Source organism: Pseudacidovorax sp. NFM-22, from assembly GCF_021401245.1.
In the GTDB taxonomy this organism is placed as follows: Bacteria; Pseudomonadota; Gammaproteobacteria; order Burkholderiales; family Burkholderiaceae_C; genus Xenophilus.
Genome location: NZ_JACBFY010000002.1, coordinates 376,983 through 391,770, shown reverse-complemented (window position 1 = coordinate 391,770; position 14,788 = coordinate 376,983). Strand labels below are relative to the sequence as shown.

14 protein-coding genes and 1 riboswitch are annotated in these 14,788 nt (G+C 69.9%); of the genes, 6 read left to right on the top strand and 8 right to left on the bottom strand.

Features of this window, described 5'->3' with window-relative positions:
- Positions 1-6 precede the first annotated feature (6 nt).
- Both L0984_RS07560 and L0984_RS07555 read left to right on the top strand, forming a co-directional pair.
- Positions 7-627 (top strand): glutathione S-transferase family protein, encoded by a 621-nt coding sequence (locus L0984_RS07560; RefSeq protein WP_234193716.1) that lies wholly within the window; start codon positions 7-9, stop codon positions 625-627.
- A 54-nt stretch (positions 628-681) separates the two neighbouring features.
- On the top strand, positions 682-1,170 hold the full coding sequence (locus L0984_RS07555; protein ID WP_234193108.1) for a DUF2127 domain-containing protein: 489 nt from the start codon (positions 682-684) through the stop codon (positions 1,168-1,170).
- 99 nt (positions 1,171-1,269) lie between these two features.
- On the opposite strand, the gene L0984_RS07550 is transcribed toward L0984_RS07555, so the two are convergent.
- The 8 genes from L0984_RS07550 to L0984_RS07515 form a co-directional block, all read right to left on the bottom strand.
- Positions 1,270-1,998, bottom strand: coding sequence for a GntR family transcriptional regulator (locus L0984_RS07550; protein WP_043114341.1), 729 nt, complete (start codon positions 1,996-1,998; stop codon positions 1,270-1,272).
- Entirely contained in the window at positions 1,995-2,888 is an 894-nt protein-coding gene (locus tag L0984_RS07545) for an ABC transporter permease (RefSeq protein ID WP_234193107.1), read from the bottom strand. The genes L0984_RS07550 and L0984_RS07545 overlap by 4 nt, the downstream gene beginning before the upstream one ends.
- 132 nt (positions 2,889-3,020) lie before the next feature.
- On the bottom strand, positions 3,021-3,938 hold the full coding sequence (locus tag L0984_RS07540; RefSeq protein ID WP_234193106.1) for an ABC transporter permease: 918 nt from the start codon (positions 3,936-3,938) through the stop codon (positions 3,021-3,023).
- A gap of 381 nt (positions 3,939-4,319) precedes the next feature.
- On the bottom strand, positions 4,320-5,600 hold the full coding sequence (locus L0984_RS07535; protein WP_114801404.1) for an ABC transporter substrate-binding protein: 1,281 nt from the start codon (positions 5,598-5,600) through the stop codon (positions 4,320-4,322).
- 82 nt (positions 5,601-5,682) lie between these two features.
- Positions 5,683-6,714 carry an ABC transporter ATP-binding protein gene (locus L0984_RS07530; RefSeq protein ID WP_234193105.1) on the bottom strand — a complete coding sequence of 344 codons (1,032 nt, stop codon included), beginning with the start codon at positions 6,712-6,714 and terminating at the stop codon, positions 5,683-5,685.
- Between the two features lie 107 nt (positions 6,715-6,821).
- Complete coding sequence (locus L0984_RS07525) at positions 6,822-7,433, bottom strand: flavin reductase family protein (protein ID WP_234193104.1); 612 nt, start codon at positions 7,431-7,433, stop codon at positions 6,822-6,824.
- Positions 7,434-7,488: 55 nt separating this feature from the next.
- Positions 7,489-8,799 (bottom strand): D-amino acid dehydrogenase, encoded by a 1,311-nt coding sequence (locus L0984_RS07520; RefSeq protein WP_234193103.1) that lies wholly within the window; start codon positions 8,797-8,799, stop codon positions 7,489-7,491.
- 94 nt (positions 8,800-8,893) lie between these two features.
- A riboswitch (glycine riboswitch) is annotated at positions 8,894-8,999 on the bottom strand.
- Between the two features lie 321 nt (positions 9,000-9,320).
- Positions 9,321-10,052: a helix-turn-helix domain-containing protein gene (locus L0984_RS07515; RefSeq protein ID WP_234193102.1), complete on the bottom strand. Its 732-nt coding sequence runs from the start codon at positions 10,050-10,052 to the stop codon at positions 9,321-9,323.
- Positions 10,053-10,213: 161 nt separating this feature from the next.
- Here L0984_RS07515 and L0984_RS07510 point away from each other — a divergent pair, with 161 nt between their 5' ends.
- The 4 genes from L0984_RS07510 to L0984_RS07495 all read left to right on the top strand — a co-directional run bounded on the left by L0984_RS07510 (position 10,214) and on the right by L0984_RS07495 (position 14,607).
- Positions 10,214-12,127: an MFS transporter gene (locus L0984_RS07510; RefSeq protein WP_234193101.1), complete on the top strand. Its 1,914-nt coding sequence runs from the start codon at positions 10,214-10,216 to the stop codon at positions 12,125-12,127.
- A gap of 10 nt (positions 12,128-12,137) precedes the next feature.
- Positions 12,138-12,791 (top strand): phosphatase PAP2 family protein, encoded by a 654-nt coding sequence (locus tag L0984_RS07505; RefSeq protein WP_234193100.1) that lies wholly within the window; start codon positions 12,138-12,140, stop codon positions 12,789-12,791.
- A 180-nt stretch (positions 12,792-12,971) separates the two neighbouring features.
- Positions 12,972-14,096 carry a zinc ribbon domain-containing protein gene (locus L0984_RS07500; RefSeq protein WP_234193099.1) on the top strand — a complete coding sequence of 375 codons (1,125 nt, stop codon included), beginning with the start codon at positions 12,972-12,974 and terminating at the stop codon, positions 14,094-14,096.
- An 88-nt stretch (positions 14,097-14,184) separates the two neighbouring features.
- Positions 14,185-14,607, top strand: a complete 423-nt coding sequence (locus tag L0984_RS07495) for a DUF3597 domain-containing protein (RefSeq protein WP_234193098.1) — start codon at positions 14,185-14,187, stop codon at positions 14,605-14,607.
- The last annotated feature ends 181 nt before the right edge of the window (positions 14,608-14,788 follow it).

The following is a 14,788-nucleotide window of genomic DNA, read 5'->3' as shown; positions in this document are numbered from 1 at the left end:
GAAATGATGCAACTGATCGGCATGCTGGACTCGCCCTACGTCCGGCGCACCGCCATCGCCCTGGAGCTGCTGGGGCTGCCCTTCGAATCGAAGCCCCTGTCGGTCTTCCGGCAGATGGAGGAATTCCGCCGCCACAACCCGGTGGTGAAGGCGCCCACGCTGGTGCTGGACGACGGCCAGGCGCTGATGGATTCGACCCTGATCCTGATGCACGCGGAGCAACTCGCCGGCCCGGGCCGCAGCCTGTGGCCGACCGATGCCACCGACCGCGTGCGGGCCCTGCGCCTGACCGGCCTGGCCCTGGCGGCCTGCGAGAAGGCGGTGCAGGCCGTCTACGAGCGCGAACTGCGCCCGGCCGAGCGGCAACATGCGCCCTGGTCGGAGCGCGTGACGGGCCAGATGCGCACCGCCTGGCAGTTGCTGGAGGCCGAGATGCGCCGCGCGCCCGTGCCCGGCGGCGCCCGCGCCGGGGCCATCGGTCATGCCGGCATTGCCATTGCTGTCAGCTGGCATTTCACGCAGCAGTTGCTGCCGGGCGTGCTGGCGCCCGCGGACTTTCCGATGCAGGCGGCCTTCTCGGCCGAGGCCGAGGCGCTGCCCGCCTTCGTGCGCTGGCCGCACGCCTGAAAGAGCCGGCCGCGCCGACCCGGCGGCGTCGGGGGGCCGTGCGATCATCCCGCGATGCATTCCCGCTCCGCCCGCGCCATCCGGCTGGTCGCCCTCATCGAAGCCTTCAAGGGCGTGCTCGCCGTCGCTGCGGCGTCAGGGCTGCTCCTGCTGCTGCACAAGGACCTGCGCACGGTGGCCGAGCACCTGGTGCATCACCTGCACCTCAACCCCGCCTCGCACGAGCCGCAGGTCTTCATCGACTTCGCGGCCCATCTGCAGGACGGCCGGCTGGCGCTGCTGTCGGCCGGGGCGGCGGCCTATGCGCTGGTGCGCTTCACCGAGGCCTACGGCCTGTTCCGCGAGCGGGCCTGGGCCGAGTGGCTGGGCGCTCTCAGTGGCGCCATCTACCTGCCCTTTGAGGTGCTGGCGCTGGTGCGCCACATGCACTGGCTGGACGTGGTCACGCTGGCCGCCAACCTGACGGTGGTGGGCGTCATGGTGCGGGCGCTGTGGCTGCGCCGGCATGCGGCCGCGCCGGGCCTTCCACTGCGCGTCAATTGATCCGCCACCGTTCGGGCTGAGCCTGTCGAAGCCTGGGCACCCACCCTTCGACCCTTCGACCAACCCGGCACAGGTCCTGCGCAGGGTCGCCGGGCCGTCTCAGCCCACCACGCCCAGCAGCCGCGCCAGGTCGCCGGCCGTCTCCGGCCGCGAATCGAAGGCCAGCTGCGACTCCAGCCGCGTCAGGTGCTCGTGCATACGCCTTGCCGCCTCCGGTGCATCGCGCAGGCGGATGGCGTCGATCAGCGCCCGGTGCTCGCGGCAGCCGCAGGCCGTGGCCTCTTCCCGCTCGTCGGCATGGGCCGAGCTGTAGGTCATCAGGATCAGCGAGGTGCGCGAGATCAGCTCCCGCAGGATGCGGCCCAGCGTCTGGTTGCCCGAGCGCTCGGCGATGGCCAGGTGGAAGTCGCCCGCAAGACGGATCGCGCGACGCATGTCGCCGCTGGTGCGGGCCGTCTCCTCCGCCTCGGCCGAGGCGCGCAGGCGCTGCACGTCGGCATCGCTGGCGCGGGCCACGAACAGCTCGACCAGCGTCGGCTCGATCAGCCGCCGCGCGCCGAAGACCTCGCGCGCCTCTTCCTGCGTGGGCTCGGCGATGGTGGCGCCGCGGTTGGGCGTGAGCGTGACCACCTGCTCGTTGGCCAGGCGCACCAGCACCGGACGGATGCGCGTGCGCGAGACGCCGAAGGCGCTGGCCAGCTTGTCTTCCACCAGCTTGGTGCCGGGCGGCAGCTTGTGGTCGAGGATGGCCGAGACGATGCGCTCGTACATCTGCGCCTCGGTCAGCGCCGTGGTCGCGGCGGCGGGGCTGCTGTCGTCCGATGTCATCGGCGGCCCGGCGTCTGGCGGCGGCGCAGCAGCAGCGCCAGGCCCACGGTGAGGCCCATCACGCCCAGCGACACCACGGTGGTGACCGTGCCCAGCGCATAGATGGCCGGCGTGGTGACGGTGGAGGTCAGGCCCTGCAGCTCCAGCGGCAGGGTGTTGACGTCGCCGACGGCCTGCGAGGTGCGGGCGATCTCGTCCCAGCTCAGCGTGAAGCCGAACATGCCGATGCCGACGATGGAGGGGCCGATCAGCGGCAGCACCACATGGCGGAAGCTCTGCCACGGCGTGGCGCCCAGATCGCGGGCGGCCTCCTCGTAGGCGGGGTTGAAGCGGTTGAACACGGCGAACATGATGAGCAGGCCGAAAGGCAGCGTCCAGGTGAGGTGGGCGCCCAGGGCCGAGGTGAACAGGCCGAGCGCAGTGCCGTAATTTTCGAGCATGCCGTCCGCGCCCAGCGCGGCCAGCGCCGACTTGAGGCCGGTGTCGATCAGCCGGAACTGCAGGCCGATGCCCAGCGACACGATGATGGACGGCATGATCAGGCTGGCGATGCTCACGTAGAACAGCGCGCCGCCGCCCGCCAGCCGCTTGCGGAAGGCCAGCCCCGCCAGCACCGACAGCCCCACCGTCAGCGCCATCACCGCCGTGCCCAGCGCCAGCGAGCGCCGGAAGGCCGCCCCGATGTCCACCGTGCCCAGCCCCTCCGCCAGCTGCCGGAACCAGTGCAGCGACACCCCCCGCATCGGAAAGGTGAGCCCGCCCTCCGGCCCCTGGAAGGACAGCACGAAGATGGTGAACATCGGCCCGTACAGGAAGAGCACGAACAGCACGAACACCGCTGCCAGCGGCCAGAACCCCGGCGCACGCGCCTCAGAAACCCGAGCCTGCATGAAAGTCGCTCCTGTCGTCGCTATCGTTGCTGTCGTCGCCGGTCTTCGCGGGTGGCACCGCGGAACCGGCTCCGCCGGGCCGCTGGTGCCGCCCCCTCGAGGGGGAGGCGCCGAAGGCGCCACGGGGGTGGGTCAAAGCTCTTTCCGGATGTCCACCACCCGCGTCAAGGCCCAGATGATCATCAGCACCACCGCCAGCAGGATCACCGCGTTGGCCGCCGCCAGCGGGAACTGCAGGTAGCTGGTCTGCACCTGGATGATCTTGCCCACCGAGGCGATCTGCTGGCCGCCCATCACGCCGATGGTGACGAAGTCGCCCATCACGATGGTGATGACGAAGATGGAGCCGATCAGGATGCCGGTGCGCGACAGCGGCACGATCACGTTCCACAGCGTCTGCCAGCCCGAGGCGCCGCAGTCGTCGGCCGCTTCGAGCAGGCTGCGGTCGATGCGCATCATGCTGTTGAAGATCGGCACGATCATGAACATGGTGTAGAGGTGCACGAAGGCCAGCACCACCGAGAAGTCGGAGAACAGCAGCCACTCCACCGGCTCGTGCACCAGCCCCAGGCCCATCAGCGTCTGGTTGACCAGCCCGTTGCGGCCCAGCAGCGGCACCCACGAGATCATGCGGATCACGTTGCTGGTCCAGAAGGGCACCGTGCACAGCACGAACAGCAGCGTCTGCATGCCCGGCGTGCGGACATGGAAGGCGAGGAAGTACGCCACTGCAAAACCCAGCAGCAGCGTGATCGCCCACACCAGCAGGCAGAACTTGAAGGTCGACAGGTAGGTCGACAGCGTCACGCACAGGTCGCCGTTGTCCGTGAGGTGCGAGCAGCCCTCGAAGATCGCGAGGTAGTTGCGCAGCGAGACCGCGGGGATCAGCTCGTACTCGTTGAAGTCCCACAGGCTGACCATGCCGATCAGCACCAGCGGCACCACGAAGAACAGCAGGAACACCAGCGCGAACGGCGCCGCCTGCCACCACGGCTTGACCCCGCCTTCCATCGGCGCAGGAGCATGGACGCTGGATGCGGGAGCACTCATAGGGTTTTTTCCTGGCGCTGTGCGCCATCCGCGCCGCGTGAAATTTGCGCAGCGGCGGGGACCGTGCGGCGACACACGAACGGCGTCTTGCTCCCTCTCCCCTTGTGGGAGAGGGCTGGGGAGAGGGGGCTGCGACGGTTGCAAGGCACACGCTCGTTATGACCCGCGCACCCCCTCTCCCCAACCCCTCTCCCGCGAGGGGAGAGGGGCGCAGGACAGCACAGGTCAGGACGCTTCATTTCAGCCAAGGATGTAGAGATCGGCAAGCGCAGCGAGCCGCCGCGGGAGCACCCGCGGAACCGGCTTTGCCGGGCCGCTGGGTGCGCCCCCTTGAGGGGGGAGGCGGCTACACGAAGTGAGCAAGCAACGGGGGTGGTCCCTTTATGCGGCCACGAATTCGTTCCATTTACGGACCATGTACTCGTTCTCGTCCATCACCGCGTTCCAGCACGCGATGCCGCCCATGCGCTGCTCGTAGCTGCCGCCGTCGCGCACGCTCCCGGCCTTGGCGATCACCACGCCCTGCGGGCTCTTGATGTCCTGCGTGGCCGGCTTGCCTTCCATCCAGTAGGCCCACTCGTAGGGCTCCATCTTGGCCTTGGCCGTCTCCAGCACCGCGCTGTAGTAGCCCTGGCGGTTGAGGTACGCACCGGCCCAGCCGTCGAGGAACCAGTTGATGAACTCGTAGGCGGCGTCGAGTTTCTTGCCCGACAGCGTGGCCGGCAGGCCGAAGCCCGAGGCCCAGGCGCGGTAGCCTTCCTTGAGCGGCTGGAACACGCAGTCGATGCCCTTGCTGCGCACGGCCGTCACGGCGGGGCTCCACATCGACTGGATCACCACCTCGCCCGAGGCCATCAGGTTGACCGACTCGTTGAAGTCCTTCCACAGCGCGCGGAACTGGCCGGCCTTCTTGGCTTCGATCAGGGTCTTGATCGTCAGGTCGATCTCGGCCTTGCTCATGTTGCCCTTGTCCTTGTATTTGTGGATGCCCTTGGCCTCTACCACCATCGCCGCGTCCATGATGCCGATGGAGGGGATGTTCAGGATCGCGGCCTTGCCCTTGAACTCGGGATTGAGCAGCTCGGCCCAGCTCTCGATCGGGCGCTTGATCAGGTCGGGGCGGATGCCCAGCGTGTCGGCGTTGTAGGTGGTGGGGATCAGCGTCATCCACTGCGTGGGCGCCTTGGCGAAGACCTTGCTCTTCTCGCCTTCGAGGAAGATCACCTTCTTGGGCGCCGTGCCCTGATCGCCCACGGCCTTGCCGGCGACTTCGCCCTTGGTGAAGAGCGAGGTGATCTTGTCGGCGTTCTTCACCCGCTTGACGTCGATGCCCTTCAGGTTGCCGGTGGGCACGATCTTCTTGAGCGAGAAGAACTCGGTGTCGATCAGGTCGAAGCTGTTGGGGGCGGTGACGGCGCGCTTGGTCACGTCGTCGGTGGTCACGGCCACGTACTGGATCTCGATGCCGGTGTCGGCCTTGAACTTCTCGGCGATGGCCTTGTCCTGGTTCACCGCGGTGCCCAGGTAGCGCAGCACCATCTTCTCCTGCGCATGGACGAAAGGCGCCGCGCCCGTGGCCAGGATGCCGGCCATGCCGGCGCCGCCTTGCAGCAGGCTGCGGCGCGAAAGGCCGGGGGTGCGGGGATCGAGCGTGTCGGACATCGAGGACTCCTTCTTGGGGGATGAGGAAGCGCGAGCGCGGTTGGAAAAAAGAAAGGACGGGGCGACGGCTGGGGCGTGCGCCTCAGGCCGGCAGTGCATGCGCCTGGTGCGGCGCCCAGAACAGGTGCACGTCTTCGCCCAAGGCATAGGGCCGTTCGGCGAAGCGGGCTTCGGGCAGCATCACCGAGACGCCGTTGGCACCGGCCGCGTCCTGCGCCTGCAGGCCGAGCAGCACGTAGGTGCCCTGGTATTCGACGTCGGTGACGGTGGCGCCCAGGCCGGGCGCGGCGGTGGCGGGCGCCTCGGCGGCGGCGGGCCGGATCTGCAGGTGGTCGTTGCGCACCGCCACCTTGCCGGCGCCGGTCTGGATCACGTTGTGGCCGCCCATGAAGCGCGCCACGAACTCCGTGGCCGGCGCGTTGTAGACCGCATGCGGCGAGCCGACCTGTTCGATGCGGCCCTGGTTCATCACCACCATGGTGTCGGCCAGCGCCATCGCCTCTTCCTGCGAATGCGTGACGTGGATGAAGGTCAGGCCCAGCTCCTTCTGCCAGCGCCGCAGCTCGGCGCGCATCTGCACGCGCAGGAAGGGGTCGAGGGCCGACAGCGGCTCGTCCAGCAGCAGCACGCGTGGCTGGGTGATCAGCGCCCGGGCCAGCGCCACGCGCTGCTGCTGGCCGCCGGACAGCTCACCCGGCTTGCGCTCCGCCAGGTGGCCGAGCGAGACGCGCTCCAGCAGGTCCTGCGCGCGGGCCTGGCGCTCGGCCCTGGCCACGCCTTTCATCTTGAGGCTGAAGGCCACGTTGTCCAGCGCCGACAGGTGTGGGAAGAGGGCGAAGCTCTGGAACATCATGGCCGTGCCACGCGCGGCGGCGGGCAGGTCGGTGATGTTGCGGTTCTCCAGCAGGATGTCGCCGCCGGTCACCGATTCGTGGCCGGCGATCATGCGCAGCGTGGTGCTCTTGCCGCAGCCCGAGGGGCCGAGCAGGCAGCAGTAGCTGCCGCTGGCGATGCGCAGGTCGATGGCGTCCACGGCCGGCGCACCCTGCGCATAGCGCTTGGTCAGCGCGACGAGCTCGATGGCGGCGGGCGATGGCGTGGCGATGGCGTCCATGCCGCAGACCTACGCAAGGCGTGTGCCAGCGTGCGCTCATTGTTTGCACGCAATCGCCGCCGGAAATTGCGTACAAAAAGCACCGCCGCAGTGCGCGGCGGGCCGGTTCAGCGCCGAAGCGGTGCCAGCGGCTGCGCGTCGGCCGCGTCGCCGTCGATCAGGAAGTGCCCGCCCGCCACATGGTGGAGGGTGCGCAGCGCGTCCTGCCCGTCGAAGTGCCAGCGACCTTCCGAAAAGACGCGGGCATCGGCCTGGGCCGCCACCACCTCGCCCAGGAACAGGTCGTAGCGCTGCTGGATCGGCGGCTCGGGCAGCAGCCGGCATTCCAGCCAGGCGGCGCAGCCTTCCAGCAGGGGCGCGCCCGTGACGCTGCCCGCGAAGGTGGTGAGGCCATAGGCCTCGAACTTGTCGACGCCGCTCAGCGCGTCGGTATCGCGGCCCGAGACGCTGCCCAGCGCATTGCACAGGTCCAGCTGCGCCCGCACCGGCACCTGCAGCACGAATTCGCCGCTGGCCTCCAGCAGCTCGCGGGTGTAGGTGCTCTTGTCGAGCACAACGGCCACCTTGGGCGGATCGAAGTCCAGCGGCATCGCCCAGGCGGCCGCCATGATGTTGCGGCGGCCGCCCGCCGCCGCGCTCACCAGCACGGTGGGGCCGTGGTTGAGCAGGCGGTAGGCCTTGGCCAGATCGACGGGGCGGCGGTGGTGGGCGGTGGTCATGCGGCCGACGATAGCGCGCCCCTGCACCCCTGCGCCCTTACGCCGGGCTGGCGGATCAGGCGGCGCTGGCGAGCGGCCGGAGCACACCCGCATGGCGGGTGTCGGCGGTGAACGCGAAATCCACCTCCGGCGCCAGCCCGCTCACGATGCGCGCGATGGACTGGCCCGAGCCACACGCATGCGTCCAGCCCAGCGTGCCGTGGCCGGTATTGAGGAACAGCCGGCCCACGCGGCTGGCGCCGATGATCGGCACGTTGCTCGGCGTGGCCGGGCGCAGGCCGCTCCAGAACTGGGCCCGGGCCGTGTCGCCCGCACCCGGGAAGAGCTGCTCCACACGCCGCACGATGGCCTCGCAGCGCACGGTGCTCAGGTCACGGTCGTAGCCGTTGAGCTCGGCCGTGCCGGCGATGCGCAGCCGGTCGCCCTGCGGGCCGGTCAGGCGCGAGAACACCAGCTTGAATTCGTCGTCCGTCAGCGAGACCTGGTGCGCCCGGCTCGCGTCCTTGACCGGCATGGTCACGGAATAGCCCTTGGCCGGGTAGATCGGCAGCCGGATGCCGAGCGGCGCCGCCAGCAGCGGGCTGAACGAGCCCATCGCCAGCACGTACGCGTCGGCGCGCAGGCGCTGATAGCGGCCTTCGGCGTCGGTGGCCTCCACATGGTCGATCTCGCCCGCCACCTCGCGCAGCGCGGTGATGGTGTGGCCCATCAGGAAGCGCACGCCGGCCGCCTCGGCGCGCCTGGCCAGTTCGCGGGTGAAGCGGTTGGCGTCGCCCGACTCGTCCTCGGCGGTGTAGGTGGCGCCGGCCAATTGCGGGCGGATGTGGGCGAGGGCGGGCTCCAGGCGCACGGCCTGGTCGGCGTCGATCACCTGCCGCTCGCAGCCCAGCTGGCGCATCTGCTCGGCCGGCGCCAGGGCGGCGTCGAACTCCTTCTGCGAGGTGTAGAAGTGCAGGATGCCCTGCGTGCGCTGGTCGTAGGCGATGCCGGTGTCGCGGCGCAGCTGCTGCAGCACGTCGCGGCTGTAGGTGCCCAGGCGCACGATCTGTTCGATGTTGTGGCGGGTGCGCGCGGGCGTGCATTCGCGCAGGAAAGACAAGCCCCAGAGCCATTGCCGCAGGTCGGGCCGCAGGCGGAAGAGCAGGGGCGCATCTTCGCGGCCCAGCCACTTCAGCAGCTTGAGCGGCGCGCCGGGGTTGGCCCAGGGCTCGGCATGGCTGACGGAGATCTGCCCGCCGTTGGCGAAGCTGGTCTCGGCGCCGGGCGTGGCCTGGCGGTCGACGACGGTGACGTCGTGGCCGAGCTGGGAGAGGAAGTAGGCGGAGGTGGTGCCGAGCAGGCCGGCGCCGAGGACGATCACGCGCATGGAAGAACCCCTTTCAGGTTGCAGCGCATGAACGCGGCAGCGGGGTCCGTCCTTGGGGCACAAGGGGGCAACCGCCGCATGACGCGTTCAGGTTGCCGCTCCCCCTGTCCTTGGTACCTGAGAGTTTCACCCGCAGCGCTCGCGGCGGGTTTGCTCCTTCGGTGCGCCACATGGTGTGGCGACTCTCCAGACGGCGTGATGGATGTTGCAGTACGGGCCCGTTGCCGGACCGACCTGAGCGTTTATGGGAGTTTGCGCCTTCGGTAGCGCCGCCCGGCCTGTGCAGGCGGGCGGTGCGTTCTCCTGCGGGGCGCGATTCTAGGGGGCCGGTCGCGTTCAACCAAGCCCACCCTGTCCGCATCGCCTGAAACTGGCGCGGCCACAAGACTCGAATGGACGCGGAGCAGGCCATGCCTGGGCACCCCAGGAACTGGCTTCGCCAGGCCTGTGGGTGCGCCCCCCTCCAAGCCGAAGGCGCCAGAGAGGGGGGTGCCGCGAAGCGGCATGGGGGGTGTTCCGCTCTAGCGGCGCAGCTGGGTGAACTGGCCGAATTCCCACTCGCGCATCGCCAGCAGCAGCGTGTAGCCCTCCAGCTCGCCGGCGGGCAGCTTCTGGTCGGTCTGGTGCTGCTGGGCGAAGTCCTGCGCCACGCGTTGCAGCCGCTCCAGGAAGGCCGGCGCCAGCGCCCGCGAGATGGAGCCGTGCACCAGCAGCAGCCCCTCGGCCGGGCCGTCGAAGCCGCCGGCGTAGTAGTCGAGCACCACTTCCTCACGGAAGAACTGCATCACCGGCCCGTGCGGCCGCCAGCGAAAGGTCTTGGCCACCTTGAGCCGGTAGCGGTTGAGCGGCCGCAGCTCGATGATGCCGATGCGGTCCAGCTGCGCCAGGTAGCCGATGCATTCGGCCTCGGTGATCCGGTAGGTGCCGACGATCTGCTCCAGCGTCCATTGGCTCAGCACGTTGATGGCCACCAGCAGCAGCTTGCGGTCGCGCACCACGGCCTGCTCCTGCTCCTGCGTCAGCTCGCGCAGCAGCGGCTGGCTGTCGGCCACGCGCCGCGCCAGGTCGGCGAAGTCGATGCGCAGGGCGCGGCAGATGGCGTCGACGCGCGCCAGCGGCATGTCGCCCCGGGCCAGCATGCGCTTGACGCTGGATTCGGCCAGGCCCAGGGCCACGGCCAGGTTGGCATAGGTCATGCCTGCGGCCTTGAGTTCGGCCTTGATGGCCCGGACCAGATCGACGGTGGTGCTCATGGCGGTATTGTTGGACGATACCGCGCGGCGCGAGATCGGGGCTTGTATCGTTTGCCGCGCCCGGGCGGGCACGGCAGCATGGACAGTGGCGGCCGTCCGTCCCGCCTGCTCCGGCACAATGCCCGCGCGCCGGCGGTCCTTCCTTCCGCAGTGCCATCCGCATGACCGCTCACGCCAACCAGTTCGCCCTGCTGCGCCAGCGCCGCTTCGCGCCCTTCTTCTGGACGCAGTTCGCCGGCGCCGCCAACGACAACCTGTTCAAGTTCGCCTTCACGGTGATGGTGACCTACCAGCTGCAGGTGGCGTGGCTGCCGCCCTCGCTGGCGGGGCTGGTGATCGGGGCGCTGTTCATCCTGCCCTTCCTGCTGTTCTCGGCCACTGCGGGGCAGCTCACCGACAAGTACGACAAGGCCCGCATCATCCGGCTGGTCAAGACGCTGGAGATCGCCATCATGGCGCTGGCCGGCTGGGGCTTCGTGGCCGCCAACGTGCCGGTGCTGCTGGGCTGCGTCTTCCTGATGGGCCTGCATTCCACGCTGTTCGGCCCGGTGAAGTTCGCCTACCTGCCGCAGGCGCTCGATCCGCACGAGCTGACGGGCGGCAACGGCATGGTGGAGATGGGCACCTTCGTCGCCATCCTGCTCGGCCAGGTGGCCGGCGGCCTGCTGGTGGCGCTGCCCGGCATCGGCCACGGCACCGTGGCGGCAGCCTGCGTGGCGGTGGCCGTCATCGGCCGGCTGACGGCGCAGGCCGTGCCCGCCGCACCGGCCACCGACCCGGGCCTCGCGGTCAACTGGAACCCGGTGACCGAGACCTGGCGCAACCTCAGGCTCGCGCATGGCAACACGGTGGTGTTCCGCTCGCTGCTGGGCATTTCGTGGATGTGGTTCTTCGGCGCCACCTTCCTGTCGCAGTTCCCGAGCTTCGCCAAGGAGGTGCTGCACGGCGATGCGCAGGTCGCCTCGCTGCTGCTGGTGGTGTTCTCGGTGGGCATCGGCGCGGGCTCGCTGCTGTGCGAGACGCTGTCGCGCCGTCAGGTGGAGATCGGCCTGGTGCCGCTGGGTGCCATCGGCATGAGCGTGTTCGCCATCGACCTGTACTTCGCCTCGCGCGGGCTGCCGCCTTCGGCCGAGATGGGGCTGGGCGCCTTCCTGGCGCAGCCGGCGCACTGGCGCGTGATGGCCGACCTGGCGCTGCTCTCGCTCTTCGCCGGCCTCTACAGCGTGCCGATGTATGCGCTGATCCAGCTGCGCAGTCAGCCCACGCACCGCGCGCGGATCATCGCGGCCAACAACATCCTCAATGCGCTGTTCATGATCGCCAGCGCGGTGATCGCCGGGGCGCTGATCGGCGCCGGCTTCAGCATTCCGCAAGTCTTCCTCTTCACCGGCATCGCCAATGCGGTGGTGGCGGGCTACATCTTTTTGCTGGTGCCCGAGTACCTGCTGCGCTTCATCGCCTGGGTGGCGTCGCGCTTCGTCTACCGCTTCAAGGTGCGGGGCGACGAGCAGATCCCCGACCAGGGCCCGGCCGTGCTGGTGTGCAACCACGTGAGCTTCGTCGACGCCGTGCTGCTGATGGCGGCCAGCCCGCGGCCGATCCGCTTCCTGATGGACCACCGCATCTTCCGCGTGCCGGTGCTGGGCTGGCTGTTCCGGCTGGCCAAGGCGATCCCGATCGCGCCGCAGAAGGAAGACCCGGCCGCCTACGAGCGCGCCTTCGACGAGGCCGCCCAGGTGCTGCGCGAGGGCGACCTGCTGGGCATCTTTCCCGAAGGCGGCATCACGCGCGACGGCACGCTGCAGCCCTTCAAGGGCGGCGTGATGAAGATCCTGGCCCGCGCGCAGGAGGACGGCCTGGCGGTGCCGGTGGTGCCGATGGCGCTGACGAACCTGTGGGGCTCGTACTTCAGCCGCATCGAGCTGCGCGGCGGCGAGCCGGTGGCCATGGTGCGGCCCTTCCGCCGCGGCTTCTGGAGCCGCGTGGGCCTGAACGTGGGTGAACCGCTGCCAGCTTCGGCAGTGCAGCCTGAACTGCTGCGTGCGCGGGTGTCCAACCTGCTGACGCAGTCTTGATTCCTCATTGATGAACGCTTTTCTGAACTGGCATGCGCTGACCTGGCTGGGCGACAGCAGCCTGATGATGCCGATGGCGCTGGCCATCACCGCCTGGCTGGGCTGGGCCCGGCGGACCCGGCCGGTGATGTGGCTGTGGCTGCTGTGCGTGGGCACGGCGGGCGCGACCGTGGTGGCGGGCAAGCTGGCCTTCATGGGCTGGGGGCTGGGCATCGCGGCCATCGATTTCACCGGCTTCAGCGGCCACACCACGCTGTCGACCACCCTCTGGCCGGTGGCGCTGTGGCTGGCGGTCTCCAGCTTCGCGCATCGCTGGCGCGTGGCGGCCGCCTTCGCGGGCTGGGCCCTGGGCATGGCCATCGGCTATTCGCGTCTGGCCCTGGACGCGCATTCGGTGTCGGAGGTGGTGTCGGGCTTCCTGCTCGGGCTGTCGGCCAGCGGCTTCTTCCTGTGGGGCCAGCGGAGCAAGCCGCACCCCAGGCTGCGCCTGCTGCCGGTGCTGCTCACGCTGGTACTGCCGGCGCTGGTGATCCCGCCCGGCACGCGCGCGCCCACGCACGAACTGATCGGCCGCACCGCGGCCTGGATGGCCGGCAACGAGCGCCCCTTCGTGCGGGCCGATCTGCATGCCGGCACGCGACCATCGCGGCGGGCGGCCGGCTGAACGGGCGCCTGCGCGGTGGTATCGCCTGGCGATACCTGAAGCTGCAAATTCCGAGCGGGGTACAGCCCGGCACTGCCGTGAGGTCGAAGCCCGGGCACGATGCGATTCATCTCGGGCGGCGGGCGAGCGGCTGGATCCCCCAAGCGCTGTCCAACGGCCGAGCCTGAAAGGAAATCGCCCATGAAGACCTCCCTGCGCCTGTCCGAAGCCTGGTTCCGTCGTGGCCTGTGGCTGTTGTCCCTGGTGTTCGCCAGCTTCCTGATCGGCCTGGGCGGCACGGTGGTGGGCGACCTGCCGCGGGTGGAGCGCCAGTTGCGGCTGGACGACTTCATCGACCGGTCGGCCGCACAGGCCCAGCGCGACGCCCTGGCCCGCGCGCAACAGGCCCGGACCGAGGCCGACGAGGCCCTGGCGCAGGCGCAACTGCGCGCCCGGACGGCCCAGGCCAACACCCGTTCGGCGCAGGCCAGCCTCGGCGACTGGCTGGCCACGCGCAGCGCCACCGCCCGGCCGGAGCAGGACCCGGCCCTGATCGAACGCACGCGCGCCCTCGACGAACTGCGTGCCGCCCAGCGGCAGGCCCAGGCGGCGGCCGAGCGCCAGGAGCAGCGGGCACTCGATGCCCGCCAGGCCGCTGCACGCAGCCAGCGCCAGCTGGACGAACTGGAAGCGGCCGCCGCCGAGCGCTTGCAGGCGGCCGAGCGGCGGCAGGAACTGCGCGTCTTCGGCTACCGCCTCGCCCTCACGCTGCCGCTGCTGGCCGTCGCCGGCTGGCTCTTCGTGCGGCACCGCAAGGGCAACGGGTGGCCCTTCGTCTGGGGCTTCGTCTTCTTCGCCCTCTTCACCTTCTTCGTGGAGCTGGTGCCCTACCTGCCCAGCTATGGCGGCTATGTGCGCTACGGCGTGGGCGTGGTGCTGACGCTGTTGGCCGGCCGTTGGGCCATCGCCGCGCTGCAGCGCTACCTGGCGCGGCAGCAGGCGGCCGAGGCCCGGCCCGAGCCGGCACGGCGCCAGGCCCTGGACTACGACGTGGCGCTGGCGCGCCTGGCCAAGGGCGTCTGCCCGGGCTGCGAGCGGCCGGTGGACCTGAAGAACGCGGCCATCGACTTCTGCCCGCACTGCGGCATCGGCCTGTTCGACCGCTGCGGGGGCTGCGGCAGCCGCAAGAGCGCCTTCGCGCGCTTCTGCCACGGCTGTGGCAAGGCGGCGGAAACCCGGCCGACCGCCACTCCCGGTCCAGATACAGAATTAAGCAACATTTCTTCGCAGAAGCCGGCAGAAGATCACGAACACGGCCGCCGCTGACGCAGGGCCACCCCGCACGGGTGCTAGAACCGGGCACCCGCCGCCGAGCGGTGACTGTTCCTCCCCATCCGACCCAGGAGTCATGCCCGTGAGCATCTTCAGCAGCATCCTTTCCAAGATCTTCCCCGGCGCACAGGCTGCGCCCGCCCCGGCCCCGGCCCCGGCCCCGGCCCCGGCCCCCGCGCCCGCCGCACCGTCGGCGACCGCTGCGCCGGCTCCGGCGGCGCCAGCCGTGCCCGCGCCACCGCCGTCCATCCCCCTGGGTGAGGTGGCCCCCATCCTCGATGCGAAGCCAGGTGCGGCCCAGCTGAACTGGCGCACCTCCATCGTGGACCTGCTCAAGCTGCTCGGCCTCGACAGCAGCCTGGCCGCCCGCAAGGAACTGGCCAACGAGTTCATCTACACGGGCAGCGCAGAACCGGGCTCCGCCGAATGGAACATCTGGCTGCACAAGCAGGTGATGACCCGCATCGCGGCCAACGGCGGCACGCTGCCGCCCGAGATGCGCTGAGCGCGTCGCGCCCAGAAAAAGAAAAGCGGCCTGCGGGCCAATCTCAGTCAGTTCACCAAGAACCGTTCGGGCTGAGCCTGTCGAAGCCAGGGCACTGCGTGTCAAAGCCCTTCGACAAGCTTGGGCGAACGGATTAACTGACTGGCAGTGGCCCTCGGGCCGCTTTGCCGTTGTGGCGGCG

Excerpts from the sequence above, each read along its gene's own strand:
- L0984_RS07560 (WP_234193716.1), top strand. The coding sequence starts at position 7 with ATGCAACTGATCGGCATGCTGGACTCGCCCTACGTCCGGCGCACCGCC.
- L0984_RS07555 (WP_234193108.1), top strand. The coding sequence starts at position 682 with ATGCATTCCCGCTCCGCCCGCGCCATCCGGCTGGTCGCCCTCATCGAA.
- L0984_RS07550 (WP_043114341.1), bottom strand. The coding sequence starts at position 1,998 with ATGACATCGGACGACAGCAGCCCCGCCGCCGCGACCACGGCGCTGACC.
- L0984_RS07545 (WP_234193107.1), bottom strand. The coding sequence starts at position 2,888 with ATGCAGGCTCGGGTTTCTGAGGCGCGTGCGCCGGGGTTCTGGCCGCTG.
- L0984_RS07540 (WP_234193106.1), bottom strand. The coding sequence starts at position 3,938 with ATGAGTGCTCCCGCATCCAGCGTCCATGCTCCTGCGCCGATGGAAGGC.
- L0984_RS07535 (WP_114801404.1), bottom strand. The coding sequence starts at position 5,600 with ATGTCCGACACGCTCGATCCCCGCACCCCCGGCCTTTCGCGCCGCAGC.
- L0984_RS07530 (WP_234193105.1), bottom strand. The coding sequence starts at position 6,714 with ATGGACGCCATCGCCACGCCATCGCCCGCCGCCATCGAGCTCGTCGCG.
- L0984_RS07525 (WP_234193104.1), bottom strand. The coding sequence starts at position 7,433 with ATGACCACCGCCCACCACCGCCGCCCCGTCGATCTGGCCAAGGCCTAC.
- L0984_RS07520 (WP_234193103.1), bottom strand. The coding sequence starts at position 8,799 with ATGCGCGTGATCGTCCTCGGCGCCGGCCTGCTCGGCACCACCTCCGCC.
- L0984_RS07515 (WP_234193102.1), bottom strand. The coding sequence starts at position 10,052 with ATGAGCACCACCGTCGATCTGGTCCGGGCCATCAAGGCCGAACTCAAG.
- L0984_RS07510 (WP_234193101.1), top strand. The coding sequence starts at position 10,214 with ATGACCGCTCACGCCAACCAGTTCGCCCTGCTGCGCCAGCGCCGCTTC.
- L0984_RS07505 (WP_234193100.1), top strand. The coding sequence starts at position 12,138 with ATGAACGCTTTTCTGAACTGGCATGCGCTGACCTGGCTGGGCGACAGC.
- L0984_RS07500 (WP_234193099.1), top strand. The coding sequence starts at position 12,972 with ATGAAGACCTCCCTGCGCCTGTCCGAAGCCTGGTTCCGTCGTGGCCTG.